Annotated in this window: 17 protein-coding genes; 11 read left to right on the plus strand and 6 right to left on the minus strand. The window is 42.9% G+C overall.

The genetic code is table 11. The features are described from left to right. The first annotated feature begins 2 nt into the window (after nt 1-2). The 3 genes from dapB to lepB (FHS68_RS13920) all read left to right on the plus strand — a co-directional run bounded on the left by dapB (nt 3) and on the right by lepB (FHS68_RS13920) (nt 3,198). Nucleotides 3-722 carry a 4-hydroxy-tetrahydrodipicolinate reductase gene (gene dapB / locus FHS68_RS13910; protein WP_167271123.1) on the plus strand — a complete coding sequence of 240 codons (720 nt, stop codon included), beginning with the start codon at nt 3-5 and terminating at the stop codon, nt 720-722. Between the two features lie 29 nt (nt 723-751). Beyond that, a complete protein-coding gene (lepB, locus tag FHS68_RS13915; RefSeq protein ID WP_167271125.1) occupies nt 752-1,888 on the plus strand; it encodes a signal peptidase I in 1,137 nt (378 codons plus the stop codon). A 131-nt stretch (nt 1,889-2,019) separates the two neighbouring features. Beyond that, the gene (lepB, locus tag FHS68_RS13920) at nt 2,020-3,198 is read left to right on the plus strand and encodes a signal peptidase I (protein ID WP_167271127.1); all 1,179 of its coding nucleotides are present in this window, start codon (nt 2,020-2,022) and stop codon (nt 3,196-3,198) included. A 57-nt stretch (nt 3,199-3,255) separates the two neighbouring features. On the opposite strand, the gene FHS68_RS13925 is transcribed toward lepB (FHS68_RS13920), so the two are convergent. Continuing rightward, entirely contained in the window at nt 3,256-5,079 is a 1,824-nt protein-coding gene (locus FHS68_RS13925) for an alpha-amylase family glycosyl hydrolase (protein ID WP_167271129.1), read from the minus strand. A gap of 117 nt (nt 5,080-5,196) precedes the next feature. On the opposite strand from FHS68_RS13925, the gene dprA reads away from it, so the two are divergent. Both dprA and FHS68_RS13935 read left to right on the plus strand, forming a co-directional pair. Beyond that, nucleotides 5,197-6,321 (plus strand): DNA-processing protein DprA, encoded by a 1,125-nt coding sequence (dprA, locus tag FHS68_RS13930; RefSeq protein ID WP_167271131.1) that lies wholly within the window; start codon nt 5,197-5,199, stop codon nt 6,319-6,321. 53 nt (nt 6,322-6,374) lie between these two features. Further along, a complete protein-coding gene (locus FHS68_RS13935; protein ID WP_310588598.1) occupies nt 6,375-6,956 on the plus strand; it encodes an AlbA family DNA-binding domain-containing protein in 582 nt (193 codons plus the stop codon). 38 nt (nt 6,957-6,994) lie between these two features. Here the strand turns inward: FHS68_RS13935 and FHS68_RS13940 are convergent, their stop codons facing one another. Together FHS68_RS13940 and proS are read right to left on the minus strand one after the other, a co-directional pair. Next, complete coding sequence (locus FHS68_RS13940) at nt 6,995-7,426, minus strand: FKBP-type peptidyl-prolyl cis-trans isomerase (RefSeq protein WP_167271133.1); 432 nt, start codon at nt 7,424-7,426, stop codon at nt 6,995-6,997. A gap of 66 nt (nt 7,427-7,492) precedes the next feature. Beyond that, on the minus strand, nt 7,493-8,968 hold the full coding sequence (gene proS / locus FHS68_RS13945) for a proline--tRNA ligase (protein WP_167271135.1): 1,476 nt from the start codon (nt 8,966-8,968) through the stop codon (nt 7,493-7,495). 181 nt (nt 8,969-9,149) lie between these two features. Here proS and FHS68_RS13950 point away from each other — a divergent pair, with 181 nt between their 5' ends. Further along, entirely contained in the window at nt 9,150-10,463 is a 1,314-nt protein-coding gene (locus tag FHS68_RS13950; protein ID WP_167271137.1) for a hypothetical protein, read from the plus strand. A 115-nt stretch (nt 10,464-10,578) separates the two neighbouring features. Beyond that, on the plus strand, nt 10,579-12,135 hold the full coding sequence (locus FHS68_RS13955) for a hypothetical protein (protein ID WP_167271139.1): 1,557 nt from the start codon (nt 10,579-10,581) through the stop codon (nt 12,133-12,135). 46 nt (nt 12,136-12,181) lie between these two features. Here the strand turns inward: FHS68_RS13955 and FHS68_RS13960 are convergent, their stop codons facing one another. From FHS68_RS13960 to FHS68_RS13970, 3 genes are read right to left on the minus strand one after another with little or no spacing between them, the layout of a single operon-like run. Beyond that, a complete protein-coding gene (locus tag FHS68_RS13960) occupies nt 12,182-12,685 on the minus strand; it encodes a shikimate kinase (protein ID WP_167271141.1) in 504 nt (167 codons plus the stop codon). Further along, nucleotides 12,685-13,776 (minus strand): BT_3928 family protein, encoded by a 1,092-nt coding sequence (locus FHS68_RS13965; protein WP_167271143.1) that lies wholly within the window; start codon nt 13,774-13,776, stop codon nt 12,685-12,687. Before FHS68_RS13965 ends, FHS68_RS13960 begins: the two co-directional genes overlap by 1 nt. A gap of 39 nt (nt 13,777-13,815) precedes the next feature. Then, the gene (locus FHS68_RS13970; protein WP_167271145.1) at nt 13,816-14,361 is read right to left on the minus strand and encodes a DUF1599 domain-containing protein; all 546 of its coding nucleotides are present in this window, start codon (nt 14,359-14,361) and stop codon (nt 13,816-13,818) included. A gap of 80 nt (nt 14,362-14,441) precedes the next feature. Here FHS68_RS13970 and folP point away from each other — a divergent pair, with 80 nt between their 5' ends. The 4 genes from folP to FHS68_RS13990 all read left to right on the plus strand — a co-directional run bounded on the left by folP (nt 14,442) and on the right by FHS68_RS13990 (nt 17,940). After that, nucleotides 14,442-15,293, plus strand: coding sequence for a dihydropteroate synthase (gene folP, locus FHS68_RS13975; protein WP_167271147.1), 852 nt, complete (start codon nt 14,442-14,444; stop codon nt 15,291-15,293). Nucleotides 15,294-15,330: 37 nt separating this feature from the next. Then, on the plus strand, nt 15,331-16,134 hold the full coding sequence (gene cdaA / locus FHS68_RS13980) for a diadenylate cyclase CdaA (protein WP_167271148.1): 804 nt from the start codon (nt 15,331-15,333) through the stop codon (nt 16,132-16,134). A gap of 97 nt (nt 16,135-16,231) precedes the next feature. After that, a complete protein-coding gene (rpsT, locus tag FHS68_RS13985) occupies nt 16,232-16,495 on the plus strand; it encodes a 30S ribosomal protein S20 (RefSeq protein ID WP_167271150.1) in 264 nt (87 codons plus the stop codon). A 170-nt stretch (nt 16,496-16,665) separates the two neighbouring features. Then, nucleotides 16,666-17,940 (plus strand): lactonase family protein, encoded by a 1,275-nt coding sequence (locus FHS68_RS13990; protein ID WP_167271152.1) that lies wholly within the window; start codon nt 16,666-16,668, stop codon nt 17,938-17,940. The last annotated feature ends 80 nt before the right edge of the window (nt 17,941-18,020 follow it).

The following is an 18,020-nucleotide window of genomic DNA, read 5'->3' on the forward strand; positions in this document are numbered from 1 at the left end:
TAATGAGAATACTGTTACTTGGGTATGGTAAAATGGGGAAAACAATTGAGCAGATTGCTCTTGAAAGAGGACATACCATTGCTGGTAAAATTGACATCCAGAACCGCCCGGAAATGGATAGACTTGGTTCCGATGACGTGGATGTTGCCATTGAATTCAGTTCTCCGGAAGCCGCCTTTGACAACATTACTTATTGCCTGAAAAAAGGGTGGCCGGTGGTAAGTGGTACAACCGGCTGGCTCGAACATCGCAGTGAAATTGAAAATCTTTGCAACGAACAATCAGGCGCATTTTTTTATGCATCTAATTATAGCATTGGCGTAAACCTCTTTTTTCGTCTGAATCGCCAACTGGCGCGTATGATGAATAGTCAGGATTATCAGCGTTCCATGACAGAGATCCATCATATACATAAGCTTGATGCGCCAAGCGGTACTGCCATAACCCTCGCCGAAGGCATCGTGGAAGAAACGGAGAGTTTGAGCGGATGGAAACTCGCACCAGAAGATCAGGAAGGGTATCTGCAGATCGTTTCTAAACGAATTGGCGAAGTCCCTGGCACGCACATTGTTCGTTACGAATCCGCAGTGGACGCCATTGAAATATCACACACCGCACATAACCGTGCAGGTTTCGCACTTGGCGCAGTGATTTCAGCGGAATGGTTGTCAGGAAGAAACGGCGTTTTCGGAATGGATGACCTTCTCAAAAATTTAGATTAATACTTTTAAACTACCAATAATCGCATAGGATGGCTATTAATAAAGAATTGACTTCCAGTCCAATTCAAACTAGAAAGAAGAAATCACCAATACGGGAATGGTTTGATTCAATATTATTTGCAGTCATAGCGGCGACATTGATACGCTGGCTATTTTTTGAGGCCTTTACAATACCCACGCCCTCGATGGAGAATAGCCTTTTGGTAGGTGATTTTCTATTCGTAAGTAAATTACATTATGGCACCCGTACACCCAAAACGCCTCTTCAGGTACCATTGACACACCAGACTATCTGGGGGACAAACATTCCGTCTTATACCGACGCCATCCAGTTACCTCAATACCGTCTGCCTGGTTTCAGTGATGTAAAACGGGGCGATGTGGTTGTCTTCAATTATCCTCCCGAATTGCAACATCCGCTTGATCTTAAGACCAATTACATTAAGCGTTGCGTCGGATTGCCTGGTGATAGGCTGGAAGTAAGGGATTTGCAAGTGTATGCCAATGGTGTTGCCGAGGAGAATCCGGTGAGAATGGAGAATGAATATTTTGTTGCTACCAGTACGACGGTGAATGAGACAAAGGTTTTTAAAGAAAACGGCGTTTCTGAATACAATGCTTATACTGAGAGCTATAATGACACCATTCCGAGCAATGACCAACAGGGTTACCTGTTGTTTACGACCGTGGAAATTGCCGCTAAGCTGAAAGCCTATGATTTTGTGAAAAGTATTACACTGGTAAAATCGTCCAGGGATATCAGTGAGCCAATGCTTTTTCCAACTTCAACATTATTTAAGTGGAACAGAGACAATTACGGTCCGGTGACTGTTCCTAAGAAAGGGGTTACAGTACCGCTAACACCTGAGAATGTGGCCATGTATGGGACGGTTATAAAACATTATGAAGAAAATGAGGATGTTGTTGTGGATGAAAAGTCTATTAAAATTGCGGGCAAGGTAATCGACGCATATACATTCAAGCAGGATTACTTCTTTATGATGGGAGATAACCGCCATAATTCTGCGGACTCGCGTTATTGGGGATTTGTACCCAAGGATCATATTGTAGGCAAAGCAGTATTTGTATGGATGTCCATTGATCCTAACCCAACCAGCTTGTTTAATAAAATTCGCTGGAACCGTCTGTTCCGGGTGATCAATTAATTTATATTAATAGCTTATGTTAGAGAGGAGGTCAAAACGACTTCCTCTTTTTCATTTATATATAAATAAATTTAATATGACTGTTTATTTGCTACTCCGATTGCGTTATCTTGCAATCAAAAATAATCGCCATGCCAGTCACAGAACTATTTCAAAAGTCAACAAAACAGAAAAAAAAGAAGTCCTCAGTCCGAGAATGGCTTGATTCAGTTTTGTTTGCAGTTGTTGCTGCGACGATTATCAGATGGCTATTTTTCAGTGCTTTCGTGATACCAACTCCTTCAATGGAAAATAGCCTTCTGGTCGGTGACTATCTGTTTGTCAGCCGGCTCCATTATGGTACTACCACACCCATCACACCATTGCAAGTGCCTTTAACTCACCAAACCATTTGGGGGACAAAAATTCCCTCATACGTAGATTGGATCCAACTGCCACAGTTTCGGCTTTCTGGATTTGTGGATGTAAAAAATGGAGATGTAATTGTGTTCAACCTGCCCGTTGAGCATCCAAACGCATTCACAAAATACAGCAATGTGCTGCCTGATCTTCATCCCCACCCCACCGACCTGCGATCCAATTACATTAAACGCTGTGTTGCCATTGCGGGCGATCAGCTGGAAGTAAAAGGAGGTCAGGTTTATGTTAATGGAGAAATACAGGTTAACCCTGCCCGGATGCAGAGCGAATATATTGTGTCAGTATCAACGCCCGTAAATGAGGAAAATGTTTTTCACAAGAATGGTATATCCGACTATTCACAATTTACAGAGACATTTAATGATAGTATTGCTGCAAATGACGAGTTTGGTTATGTAGTCAAAACAACATCTGACCTGGCCAGCAAGCTTAAAACATATGATTTCGTAAAAAGAATCGAGCCAATAATGCTAAGTAAGGGTTTAAAAGAGCCATTTCTGTTCCCTACGACGGACTTATTGGATTGGAATAAAGATAATTATGGTCCGTTAACGATTCCCAAAAAAGGGACAAAAGTAACATTGACCGGCTCAAACATCGATCTTTATGGTGAGATCATCAAGAATTATGAAGGTAGTGAAGGGATTGTGCTGGAAAGCGGCAGGATTACGCAGAACGGTAAGCCGCTTAGTCAGTACACATTCAAACAGGATTACTATTTCATGATGGGCGATAATCGCCACGACTCGGCTGATTCTAGATATTGGGGCTTTGTACCCAAGGATCATATCGTTGGAAAGGCAGTTTTTGTTTGGATGTCCATAGATCCAAACCCGACCAATTTCTTCAATAAGATACGCTGGGACAGGATTTTTCGGACTATCAAATAACAAAAAACAGGAAGTGTAGCCTTACACTTCCTGTTTTTTGTTATTTGAATTGACGTATCAGTCTTCCTGGGAGAAAACCAGAGCACTATACGGTGGTATGGTAAGTGTTACGTGATCAGTTAAATTGTCAAGTTCACCTTGCATCGTTTCAGAATCGATAATGCCGAGATTTGAGAATTCCCGGTCGTAATTTCCGTTGTCGCTGTTGAACCGAAGATGCCACTTACCAGCTCTCGGAAACCCAACTTTATAATCGGAATAGGCTTCTATTGAAAAATTGAATACGACGACTACGCTATCCTTTGGGCCACCAACATCCCAGCGATGCATAACAATCACTTTTTTATCATTATCGGCGCGGATGATCTGCGTGTTTTGTCCTTGCAAACCCTTGGTAACGCCAAACCAGTTTCTCCGAATGTGGATCAAATCTCTGTGCAGCGACGCAAATCCGCTGAATTTTTCAAGTCGCGTCCAGTCTATCGGATCGCTATCTGAAAACCATTTATCTTCCAGCATCGGCTGGCCCTGAAATATCATAGGAATTCCTGGCGAAGTGAGTACCAACGCAACTCCCAATGCAGCACGTTTCTTAGAAAACCAGTTGTCGACATCACCATCAGCGATCTCCTGGGCTACTCTTGCCTGGCCGTTGGCTACTTCATCATGGGATTCCGTATAAATGATACGCTGAAAGGAATCGGTATTGTAGCGGTTCATAATCGCCCCTACCACTGCATTCATATCCCTCTGCTGATCATCAGCCTTAATGATGGCATCTCTGATCGTGTGTACAAAATCGGCATCCCATTGGGAACCATAGCCCATACCACCATTTTCAACATCATTTGTAATAAAATCCAGAGAATGCATATCTTCTGCAATAGTAATACAGTTAGGGCAGCATTCACTTATGGCTTTATTGATTCCTTGGATCATCGAGATTCCTTCTGGTAGGTCATTCCCAGGATTTCCATCGGCCTTGACATTTCTGATGTAGGGCACCATATCCATCCGCAAACCGTCCACCCTATAATCTTTAATCCACATCATGGCATTGTCATGAATGTATTGACGTACTTCCCTGCGACCAAAGTCTGGTCTGGTACTTCCCCACGGAGTTTCCGATTTCCAATCGTTATAAAAATAGATTCCACCTCCATCGTTCTCATGCCATCCGTCAAATTGCCATAAGTCGAGATCAGAAGGTCCGAAATGATTGTACACTACGTCCAGAATAACGGCTATCCCAGCTTCATGAGCAGCCTTTACGAAAGCTTTAAGGCCGTCGGGGCCACCATAATCAGATTCTATTGCAAATGGGTTTGCGGGATTATATCCCCAGGAGCGATCTCCCGGAAACTCAGAACAGGGCATTAATTCAACAGCGTTGAAACCCATATCCTTTAAATAGTCTAATTTTTCAATAGCCGTATAAAGGGTTCCAACATGGTCGTTTTCCTTTACGTGAAATGTCCCAACGTGCAGTTCATAAATGACCAGTTCGTGCCAGCTTGGGATTTGAAAGGATACATTGTGCCAATTGAATGATGCATGATTGTAAACGACGCAATTTCCAGCTGAATTGGTCATTTTTAATGAATATGGGTCATTTCTATATAGATCGCCGGAAGTTGTTTTCAGTAAAAATTTATATTCATCTCCCTCCTTCGAATTTTCAACGAGAGCGCCCCAAAACCCATTTTCTTCCTGCTTAAGTGGATTAGCGGTTTGATTCCAATCGTTAAAACTTCCTACAACCATTACACCATCAGCGTGTGGCGCCCAAACCCTATAAAACACTCCTTCCGGATAACATGTTGCCCCCATTCCTTCAAAATGCTGTATAGCAGGCCTTTCTTCTGTCTGTAAATTTTCCATATACTCTTTGAGTATTATTATTATTTTTGAGGTAAGCTTCTAAACGTATACTGGCAAAATGTGTGCCAGATAAGTATACGCGCAGGGGATTTCATTCCAACTCAAAACACACTATATATGTTACCCTCCGACGAAACAGAGAAGATCTGTATTCTTGCTTTAATTCAAACGCCTGGTGTAGGCTCTGTTACCATTCGTCAGCTAATCAGTTATTGCGGCGGCGCCTCCAATGTTTTCCTTTCTGATTATAAAAAATTGATAAAAATCCCTGGGATAGGAGATAAGGTTGTGAAAGCCGTATTGAGCAAAAGCTTCTTGCAGCTCGCTGAAATTGAATATCAAAAATGCACTGATACCAGCGTACAACTCCATTTTTACAATGATGCCACTTTCCCCTCAAGATTAAAGGCCTTATATGATGCACCTGTCGTCCTTTACTCAAAAGGTAACATTGACTTCAATGCAGCACGAACCGTAGGCATTGTTGGGACGCGTCAGATCAGCGACTATGGAAAAGCAGTGACAGAAAATACGATTAAGGATCTGGAACCGTACAAAACACTTGTTGTAAGCGGCCTTGCTTATGGCGTAGACATTACGGCTCATCGTGCTTGCCTGAAAACCAACCTGCCAACGGTTGGGGTTATGGCGAGCGGGCTGGACATCATTTACCCTTCTTCACATAAACGTACCGCTCAGGAAATGCAGGAAATGGGCGGAATAGTTACCGAAAATACTTTGGGGACAAAGCCCGACTTCATGAGATTTCCGGCCCGCAACAGAATTATTGCTGGGCTAAGTGACGTTACAATTGTAATAGAATCCGGTAAAAAAGGAGGAAGTCTGATCACAGTTGAATTTGCCCAGAATTACCATCGTGATGTGTATGCCGTTCCTGGTATGATTGGGAGCGGGCAATCGGAAGGATGCAATTACCTAATCAGAGATCACAAGGCATCGATTTTCACTTCTGTGGAGGATATGGCAAATGCATTGGGATGGAATCAGGAAAAGAAACCTGAAAATATTACGAAGGTATTTCCTGAACCAATTAGCTTTGATGGGTTCACCCAAGACGAGGGTCAGGTATTGTCCCTGATAAAACAGAAAGGGTGTATGCAGATAGACGAATTAGCCTGGCAGTCGGGAATGCATTTAAACAAATTGGCGACGCTTCTTTTAAATCTGGAATTCCAGGGAATGGTCCGGTCGCTACCGGGAAAAAAATATGCATTGATCTAAATTAAATGGGTAAAAGCACCAAATAATATATCCGGGAAGGGGAGGGGTTAACGATTGAGTTTAAGAGGACGGTCGACAGTACTTTTAAGATTGCCAAAACCCTGGTTTCTTTTGCCAATACATCCGGCGGAAATTTGATCATCGGCATAGCCGATAACGGAGCAATAATTGGGATAGAGTCGGAATTGAACGAACTCCAGAAACTCGAAAAAGCCACAAGGGAACTTATTGAACCCCTTATTCTGATCAGCTTAAAATCGGAGATCCTGGATGGAAAAAGAATTTTGCACATTGAAGTGCTGGAAAGCGCAGATAAACCGCATTACGCGATCAACGAAAGAGGAGAACGCATCATTTACATCAGGGTAAAAGACAAAAGCCTGCCGATACCAAGGTTATTGCTTTACGGTGAAGGGGACGCGGAAACTGAGAAGTTACTGGGAAGTAAGCACGTGAAGACGCTGATAAACTACTTGAAAGAGACGGATTTTGTTACTGCAAAGATATTTTCCAAAATAATCAATATTTCAGAAAAGAGGGCTGAGCGAATGTTGCAGGATTTGGCTACGAGGCAGATTCTTCTAAAAATAAATCAAAATAAGCATGAAATATTCAGCTTGAAATGGGCAAAGTAAAAGGCACCTGATCATTCGATTCAAGTGCCTTTTTGCATCTACTTAATGGCCACGAGTTCCAGTTCAAAAATTAAGTCCTGGCCTGCAAGAGGATGATTTGCATCCAGAATAACATATTCTTCGGTAACCTCACAAACCACCACAGGTATCACCTGTCCGTTTCCATCCTGATGCATATTGAGCGTTCCGCCAATTTCCAAGGGAACATCCGCGGGAATTTGTGCGCGCTCAAAATTAATGATCATTTCCTCGTTAATCGGGCCATACGCCTCCGCATTTGGGATATGAATTGTTTTCTTGTCTCCGATTTCCATGCCGGTCACACCATCATCGAAACCCTTGATCACCTGACCGCTTCCTAATGTAAAATTCAGAGGTTCGCGTCCCTCAGAAGAATCAAAAAGTTGTCCGTCCGGCAAAGTTCCTTTATAGTGAACCTCCACATTATCACCTGTCTGCGCCTGCTTCATCGTAATTATTTATCTAGTTAAAAAATGTCCTGCTCCTGAAAAGCGATCAGAAATAGGTTGTCAAAATTAATATGCTCGTGCAAAAACAACCCTGCCCGCAGAGGGTTTTCCAGAGTAGATACAGGTCCCATTTTCTTGCTTCTGATCAAGAGGGATGCACCGGATGGTGGCTTTTGTCTCTTCTTTTATCTTCTCTTCAGTCTCGGAAGTCCCGTCCCAGTGGGCCAGAACAAATCCGCCTGTGGTATCCAAAATGCTATTGAATTCTTCAAAGGTATCGGCCCGAAAGGTATTCTCATTCTTAAATGCCAGCGCCTTATTATAAATCGATTCCTGAATGTTGTCCAGCAGCGACTGAATATGCAATGCAATACCATCCAAAGAAACTGTTTCTTTGGTCTTGGTGTCCCGTCTTGCAACTTCCACGGTTCCGTTTTCCAGATCTCTTGCGCCCATTGCCAGACGTACGGGAACTCCTTTCAATTCGTATTCAGCGAATTTGTAGCCTGGCTTGTAAGCATCATTGTTGTCATATTTTACGCTGATGCCAAGCTTTTTAAGATCTTTCACTATTTCGGATACCTTATCAGAAATTTGCGACAGCTGCTCTTCATTTTTGTAAATCGGAACAATGACTACCTGGATCGGGGCAAGTTTTGGAGGCAGGATTAGGCCATTATCATCTGAATGTGCCATAATCAAAGCGCCCATTAAACGCGTGCTCACTCCCCACGACGTTCCCCAAACATATTCAAGCTTACCGTCCTTATCCTGAAATTTCACATCAAACGCTGTCGCGAAATTTTGCCCTAAAAAGTGTGACGTACCGGCTTGTAAAGCTTTGCCATCCTGCATTAAGGCTTCAATACAGTAGGTATCTTCTGCTCCTGCAAAGCGTTCATTTTCCGTTTTTCTGCCTTTGACAACTGGCATTGCCATCCATTCTTCTGCAAACTGCGCATATATCTCAAGCATTTGCTTTGTTTCTGCAACCGCTTCGGTGGAAGTAGCATGGGCGGTGTGGCCTTCCTGCCAAAGAAATTCTGCGGTTCTCAGAAAAAGCCGGGTACGCATTTCCCAGCGAACTACATTGGCCCATTGGTTAATCAGTAAAGGAAGATCTCTATAAGATTGGATCCAGTTTTTGTAAGTACTCCAAATAACTGTCTCAGAAGTAGGACGAACAATCAGTTCTTCTTCCAGTTTGGCGTCCGGATCGACAATAACCCCTTTGCCGTTTGGATCATTTTTTAACCGATAATGCGTAACAACAGCGCACTCCTTGGCAAATCCCTCCACATGTGAAGCTTCCTTACTCAGATAGGATTTTGGGATAAATAATGGGAAATAAGCATTGCTATGACCTGTTTCTTTGAACATATCATCCAATGCCCGCTGCATCTTTTCCCAGATGGAGTAACCATAAGGTTTAATCACCATACAGCCCCGTACAGCTGAATTTTCGGCTAAATCAGCCCTTTTCACTAGTTCATTATACCATTCGGAGTAGTTTTCACTTCGGGTAGGTAGTGCTTTACTCATTATTAGGATTATTTTGTAATTAAAATGGAGAATATCATCGTCGAAAACCCGTTTTTGCAGGACTTGCAAAGATAGTTTTTTATGTTAACTTTGGAATTAATGTATTGTAACGGTCGTTTACATACTAGTTAGGAATGATTTTATATATAAATTAGCAACAAACTTTTAATCCTTTAAAGCCATGAGTATGATCAATAAAGCAAAATACTTGTCTTTGTTTGTGTTGTTGGGAGCTTTGGGATGTACTTCAAATCAATATGTATCACGTTCGGCTGGGGGCTATGACGACCTTTATGGTGGTAATCCAAGTGCCGGAGTTGTGTCAAGAGACAGAGGTACAGATCAAGAAATATCCCGTTCCGATAATCCGGATTATGCATATACCGGTGATAATACAGAATCCGGAACCAGTGATTATTATGACGAATCATACCTTTCATCGCGCAGCGTTAACCGTGCTGTTTCTAATGATGTAGGTTACAATGCAGGGTTTGTAGATGGTTATAACAGGGCTACCGCGAATGCAAATCCTTATTATGGTGGCTTAGGGTCATACTGGCCTGGCAGTTCAATGGGATTCCAGTTTGGGTTTGGAAATGGATTTAGAATGCGCCCTTACCTGGGTTTCGGAATGGGTTCCATGATGATGGGAATGGGCTATTCTCCTTGGGGATACAATAGCATGATGGGTTATGGAAGTATGCTAGGTTATGGCGGCATGATGGGTTATGGTTATGATCCATTTGGCTATAATTCATGGGGATATAGCCCATATGGTTACGGATCCGGATATTACGACAGCTTTTATGGCGGATACGGATATTCACCATGGGCATACAGCCGACCGGTTATTGTAGTCAACAATAATTACGAAAGAGGTATTTCGAGAACGTACGGGCCAAGAGTTGCCACTAACGGCAGAAGTTCGAGGACCTCGGATAGATACAATTCAAATTTCGTGAACTCTCCAAGATCAGCGGCTGGCTCAGGAGATAGAAGTGGAAGAAGATCAGGCAATACAGTGTCGGCAAATGATACTTATGCTTCTCCAAGATCTGACAGATCATACAGCAGAGGCGGTTCAGGTGTGGCTGGGGGAAGGACTAGCAGTGAGTCAATCAGTTCAAAAGGAGCGAGCGAAGGGAATAATGTGTATTACTCTCGCCCACGTTCGGCAAGCGCAAGTACATATACGCCTGAAAATAATGGAGGAGGTAGTTACTCTTCACCACGCTCCTCAAGAGGAAGCAATTCTTCTTATAATTCACCGGCTTACAGTGCGCCCGCAAGAAGCCAGTCTGATTACAGCGCTCCTTCAAGAGGTAATTATTCTGCGCCGAATAGGTCTGAATCTTACAGCGCGCCGAGCAGAACTTACAGTGCTCCAAGCACGCCAAGTTACAGTGCGCCATCAAGAAGTTATAGCGCACCTTCAAGCGGATCGTCCAGCGGCGGAGGCGGAGCAACCCGTTCTTCTTCAAGAGGACCAAGATAATCCGAATGTGATTTGATGTTATAGATATTCATATACAAACCCTGCAAGATGTCATAATTTTGCAGGGTTTTCGTTTACTAAGTGTTCAACAAACAAGACATTTATTACAAGAATCATGATTAAAAAAAACGCAGGGGCTACGTTCCTCCTTGCACTTCTTAGCTCATCAATTTCATATGGTCAGTATGCTTCGGATGCATTCAGGTATTCGGAAATGAACCAAACCGGCTCGGCCCGTTTTCAGGCGCTGGGTGGAAATCATGCCGCGCTGGGTGGCGATCCCAGCACAATTCACGGCAACCCCGCCGGACTTGGTTTTTACAACAGGTCTGAGATTTCCATAACACCGGGAATAACAAGCATTAGTACAAAAGGAAAATATCTGGGAGAAAGCAATTCTGATAGTAAGTCATTGGGTAATGTTGCCCAAGCCTCTCTTGTTATATCAAGTCAACCCGGCTTCCAGAGAAGGTGGAAGCGATCTTCCCTTGGAATTTCCTTTTCGCGCCAGCAATCTTTTCAAGATGTTTATAATTATTCAGGATTGAATAATCGAAGTGCTTATGTTGATAAAGTCGTCGAAGATGCAAATAATGACAACCTGCCGGTTACACGATTGGAAGAGGATTTTGACGCAACAGGCTCTGTAACTGGCGGGCCGGTCGCCTATTCACTTCCAGCCGCATATTATCAGATGTACCTTCTTAACCCGACTACCGCGGACGGATCGCCCTACGAAGCATTGGATAGAAACAGTGTTGTAGACCAGTTTGGTAGTTATAGTGCGACCGGCGCGAATACGCAATGGACATTGGCTTATGCAGGAAATCTGGATGATAAATTTTACATCGGAGGTAATCTCGGATTCAGCAGATTGCGCTATAAATACACGCGAACCTTCCAGGACAGTTATGTAGACAGCCCTGAGCTGGTTTCTGTGGGACAAAGTGAAGACCTGACGGTCACGGGAAGTGGTGTGAACCTTTCCCTGGGTATCATTTACAAGATCAATCCAATGTTCCAGCTGGGCGGTGTAATAATCAGCCCAACCTTTACATCGATTAAAGAGACTTTTTATCAGAATGTAAATGCGGCATATATTGATGGAAAGGTCACCGGACCTGATGGTACGTTGATAACGCCGCCATATACTAATCTTGAAATTGCACCCAATGATTTCGAATACTCAATGACAGGTCCGTTCAGGGGTAATTTTGGAGCTACTTTCTTTTTGCAGGATAAGGGTTTCATCACCGGCTCGGTTGAGTATGTCGGATACAGTGGAATGAGGGTAAGGACAAGCTATCTCAGCAGCTCTGACAATCAAGCCTTTAAGGATAATACTAGGGCTGAGATCACGGACCTTTATAAAAATTCTGTCAATGTCCGGTTAGGAGCTGAGTTTCGCGCAAGCGTGTTTAGGGCACGGGTCGGCGGTGCTTACCTCGCCGACCCATACGTGAATACCGATGGGATCAAGCGTGACAAAATGATATTTTCAGCGGGCGTAGGGTATCGTGGCAACAAGTTTTTTGCTGACCTGACAGGCTCACTCACATCGTACAACTCGGCCTACACACCTTATGCATTAAATAACATTCAGGATTATTCATCTGTGGAAATATCTAACAAGCCTGTCAACGTGCTGTTGACACTTGGGACATTCTTTTGATCAAGCCCAATTTGTAACAAAAACCTGCCGAAAGCAGGTTTTTCTGTTACAAATTAGGCTTAATCACTTCCAGTAAATGTGATAGGTCTATTGCCCCCGTTAATGTAAAGTGGGCCCTGGAATAGAATGTTCTGCGTTCTGCGATTTTGTTTGCAAGCGTTTCCTTTAATGATGTAGCGCCAGACAAAATGGGGCGATCGTCTTTGCCGTGACTTTCAATGCGTTTTGCAAGTTCTGCCGCCGGTACATCCAAATAAATGCTGACACCCATTTGATTGATAACATCCATATTGTCAAAAAAGCAAGGTGTCCCGCCTCCGCAGGCAAGCACAATGTTGCTTTGGCTTCTCACTTCTTTCAAGATTCGATTTTCAACCTGCCGAAAATAGGATTCCCCTTTTTCTGAAAATATGGATGAAATGGTCATATTTTGATCCCTCTCAATCAGCTTATCGAGGTCCACGAAGCGGTAGTTTAGCAAGCGGGCAAGCTGCTTACCTAACGTAGTCTTGCCAGAGGACATCATTCCGACCAAAATAATATTCTTCATTATTTCACCAGATCTAAGACTTCCTCGGGAGTGGGTGTATCATTGTAGTGCCACTTTCCTTTGACAATACCATCCTTTAAAAGCCATAGGCCCGGATTGGACCTCAGAATGGTTTTTAGAACGGTCGCATCGACATAATAATAAGGCGCAGTGAGCTGGTGCGCATTTAGAAAGCTTACAATTTCTTCACTGTTGCCTGAGGTAAGTATGATTGGTTCGATGCCCTTTGTTTTAACAGAGCTAATCAGCTTATTTATATCCGGCAATGCAGCGGTATTAATGTCACTGAGACTCTTAATGATCAAAAAAAGCTTACTACCCTTGAATGTTTCTTCGGTAAAATCACCCGCGTCATTCCAAACTTTGTAATCCGTGATTTTTGGTTTAGCATCCTCATTTAGCACCACCATCTCCTTGAATACGAGCGTCGTATCGCTTGGATACTTTTCGTATTCAGATGTTTTTCCGTCTTTTTCAAAAATATAAAGATACCTGAGCGGCTCCGATGGTTTGAGTTGACCTGGAATGCTGGCGCCAACTCGATAGGGTAGCAAATCCATAATCGGTAAGTGCCTGAGCGCATACACCGCAACTCCCAATGATGCTATGGTTGAGAGCACAACGATTATTCCGGTGGGCATGGCCTGAAATTTCCGCCTATTCCAAACAATGATAATGATCAAAACCAATAGAAAAAGATCTTTACCAAATGAACTCCAGGGTGTTAACTTAATAGCTGCACCAAAGCAGCCGCAATCTGTTACTCTATTGAAGTAGGCGGAGTAAAATGTAAGAAATGTAAAAAACAGGATGATAAGCAATAGGAGCCAGGATATTGTTTTTGGTTTATAGCCCACAAGCAAAGCAATTCCCAAAACCACTTCGGCAGTACAAAGGAATACCGAAAAATATAATGAAAGAGGAACCAGTGACATGAAGAAATCATGCAAAGCCGGAAGATCTGCTGCAAAAACCTCAAAGTATTCTTCAAGCTTATATTGGGTACCGATCGGATCATTCAATTTTATCGCACCGGAAAAAATAAATAACAACCCAACAATGACACGCGAAATCTGAGCGGCAATTTTCATTTTAAAACATTTAAAGAGGAAGCGGCAAGGTCCGGTGAATCAATTGGTTTGAAGGGCATTGGATTTGATCAGGCAAAAAACCGAGTAGTTAATGATATCCTGGTAACCGGCTTTCACTCCCTCTGAAACCAATGTTAGCCCCCGGTTATCTTCAATTTGCTTGATTCTTAACAATTTCATCAGGATAATATCAGTCATCGAACTCACCCTCATATCACGCCAGGCCTCACCATAATCGTGATTTTTATTAAACAAAAGCTCCCTCACTTCGTTCACCTGTTGATTGTAAAGTTTAGTAAGTTCAGCGTCATCGATTTCTTGCTTTTCTTCCAGTGCGCTGATTTGTATTAAAGCCATTACGCAATAGTTGATAATCCCGATGAATTCAGACGACGCGTCTTCATCGACCTTTTGAATGCCTTTTTCCTGAATTGTGCGGATACGCTGTGCCTTGATGAAGATTTGATCGGTAACGGAAGGGATGCGCAGGATGCGCCACGAGGTGCCGTAGTCCTTGTTTTTTTTACTGAAAAGATCTTGGCAATACTGAATGATTTCCTGATATTCCGATTCTGTGGATTTCACTGCTACAAATAAAGTTTTCTGATTTCGAAAGATCGGGACAAGCTTAATCGTTGATTCCTTCGTCCTAATTGAACAAATGCATGGTGCAAGTTAACAAAAAAACACTCAACATCCGGGGCAAACTGCTTGATCTGTCCACACCCGTGGCAATGGGAATCCTCAATTTAACTTCCGATTCTTTTTACGCAGAGAGCAGGGCGGGCAATTCCGAGCAGATCGTGGAAATGGCGGGCAAAATGATTGAAGAAGGTGCTAAAATTGTTGACATAGGAGGCTATTCTACCCGTCCCGGTGCAAAGGAAATCGACATTTCTAAGGAAATGGAAAAGGTCGAGGCCGCATTGGATCCATTAGTAAAATATTTCCCTAATCTGGTTATCTCAATAGATACTTTTCGCTCCCAAGTGGCCGCCATGGCCGTGGGAAAAGGCGCTTCATTGATCAACGATGTATCCGGCGGAACGCTGGATGATCTGATGTTTAAAGTAACCGCGGATCTTAAAGTCCCATACATACTAATGCACATGCGCGGGACCCCTCAGACTATGAATCAGATGACTTCTTACAATCAACTTGTTCCGGATATTCTAAAGGATCTTCAAAATAAAATACTGGCATTGAAGGCATTAGGAGTAGCTGATGTGATTATTGATCCTGGATTTGGCTTTGCAAAAACGATTTCGCAAAATTTTGAATTGATTCAAAATCTGAATGCATTTAACCTGCTTGGTTACCCGCTGCTGGTGGGTATTTCAAGGAAGACAACTATTTATAAAACGTTGGATATCTCTGCAAATGAGGCACTTAATGGTACCACGGTTTTGAATATTATGGCTTTGCAGCAAGGCGTCTCTATTCTTAGGGTGCATGATGTGAGGCCTGCGGTGGAAGCAATAAAACTATGGAATGCTGCTGGCCGTTGTATGAATTAATATAGTAATTTAGACGCGAAATAATATTGATTTTCTTATGAATGTGGGTTTCCTGAACATCAACTGGGCCGATGTCCTCGATGTTTTTTTAGTGTCAATTCTTCTTTATCAGGTATATACCCTTGTCAGGGGCAGTATTGCGAGTAGGGTTTTTCTGGGTTATTTATTTGTTTACGTTTTTTATCTTGTTGTAAAAGGACTTGGCCTTGGCCTTTTAACTGCGATCCTTCAATATTTCATGGGCGTAGGAGCGGTAGCATTGATTGTTATTTTTCAACAGGAAATCCGTCGTTTTTTATTGATTATAGGTAAATCAACCATTTATACCAACAACGGTTTGCTTAAAAAGGTACTGGGAAATTCGGTACTTGATCTTAAGGTGAAAAATCTGAGAGAAATCGTGGATGCCAGCAAAACCATTGCCGCCAATTTTACAGGGGCGCTGATCGTGGTTAACAAAAGGGATGATCTCACCAAATTTGTAGAAACCGGAGAATTACTGGATGCACGTGTGTCTAAACCATTGCTGGTTTCATTGTTCAACCAATATAGTGAGTTACACGATGGGGCAGTGGTTATTGTTGACGGTGTGTTGAAGGCTGCCCGATGTGTATTACCGGTTGCCGATGGGGTAGACGTCCCATCGTCATTGGGCTTCCGGCATAGGGCAGGAATGGGCATGAGCGAAGCAACTGATGCGATCGTAATTGTCATCTCTGAGCAAACCGGAAAGATTTCACTGGCTGTGGAAGGCGAGCTGCACAGTAATATCCCTAACAACGAATTGGAGAGTCGGATTGAAGAGTACCTGTCGTCGGACGTGCAAAGAATGCGCAAATAAGGATTTGGGAAATATATTTAAAGCTAAATTTGGCATTTCAGGAAGCAATTTCTATTTTTGCACACCGAAATGGAAGATAGAAAAATATTAATAGAAAATGGCAAATCATAAATCAGCATTAAAAAGAATACGCGCGAACGAAACCAAGCGTTTGCGTAATCGTTACCAGCACAAAACTACACGTTCATACATTAAGAAATTGCGTGAAACGACTGATAAGGCAGTAGCTGTTGAAGTTTACAAAACTGTTTCTTCAATGTTGGATCGTTTGGCAAAGAAAAATATCATTCACAAGAAAAAAGCTTCGAACCAAAAATCAAAATTGGCAAGATTGGTCAATTCGTTGACAGCAACAGCTTAGTAATTTTTCTTGACAGATTTTTAACCCCGAAAGCTCTGCTTTCGGGGTTTTCTATTTTTATTGTATATTGCCTTTTATGTGAGAAACCTTGTGGTGCATTTTCTGCATTACAAGGTTTCTTTTAATGTTCAAGTTATTTTTTCAAACCACCTAAAACTTAAATTCCTTTTATGAAACAAGTTGCATTATTCGCTGGTTTGGCAGCTTTGGGAAGTTTTTCTTCCTTTGCCCAAGCACCCATCACCTTTAATGCCCGGGGCCTGGTCGTTGTATCAGACGGCGATATGTCCGCCTCCGCATTTGTGGATGGAAAGCTACTAAGGGACAACACATCAAAAGATCAGCTTACCACAATTAAATTTCCCGTCGAAAGGGGTAGCAAAGGATTAGGAAGCGCAGTTGTATCAAACTCCGCATTGGGATTTTCAAAAACGCTGGCTGTCCCTTCAAATGGTGGATTGGCCTACGTTTTGGAGAATAGAATTCGTCCCGAAGACGGAGTGGCGGAGTATAAAGACCTTGCAAAGGAATTTCCTGCCGGTGAAAAATTATTTGTAGTTGACATCCTGAACCTGGGTGCCCCGAAAGCGAAATTCGGTTTTCCAGTAGGTAAGAGGCCAACTTCCATAGATGTAAACAAAAATGAACTGATCCTTTCAACTTCTGATGCCGGGAAAGAGCTTGTATTTATTGAAGCCGGGCCGGATGGTAAGCCAGCACGTTTTTTGAACTTGCCTGCGGCACTCGATACTGCTAATAAGATCATTGATATAACCTGGCATCCCTCAGGCGACTTTATCGCATTCACTTTGGACAACTCTAATGAAGTAGGACTTTACAAGGTGATACGCGAAGCCGGTAAATTGAAAAATGTTGAAATGGTTGGAAAGCCAGTGAAAGTAGGGACTGAACCAACATTTGGAGAATTTTCAACAGACGGAAAACATTACTTTGTATTGGATGCAAAAGGTGCACAGGGTAAGGCTACTGGTGAAGGCGAAATTTTGGTGGTGGATTTCTCAATGGATGGATCTGCAGAGCATAAAGTAGCAGGCCAAACGCCGATCGGGACGAATACCGGTTCTTTTGCAATTAGTCCGGATGGTACAATGCTTGTAACGGTTAATGCAGCAAAAAGCGGTTCGCCGTGGGCTGAGGCGGGAGCAGGCTCCGGAGCTTCTCTGGCTTTGTTCAAAGTCGCTGCAACTGGTGCATTGACAAAAGTGGCTGATTATCCTTTTGAAGGAATTTACCCACAAAGCGTTGCTTTTGATAAAGATGGTTCCAATTTGGCTGTTGCCGTTTACGAGTACCTGGAATACGGTATTGGAAATGGTGGAATAGAGTTCTGGAGTGTTGGCAAAGGCGATGCGCCAGCCCTAAAGAAGCAGGGAGCAAAAATAAGCGTCGGCAAAGGAGCTCATACATTACGGGTTATTCCTTAATCATTAACAACCTTTTTGAACAAAGCAGGCCGCGCTTTACGGCCTGCTTTGTTGTTTTAAGTTATCCGGGTAAGCTACAT

It is taken from the genome of Dyadobacter arcticus (genome assembly GCF_011762185.1).
Lineage (GTDB): Bacteria > Bacteroidota > Bacteroidia > Cytophagales > Spirosomataceae > Dyadobacter > Dyadobacter arcticus.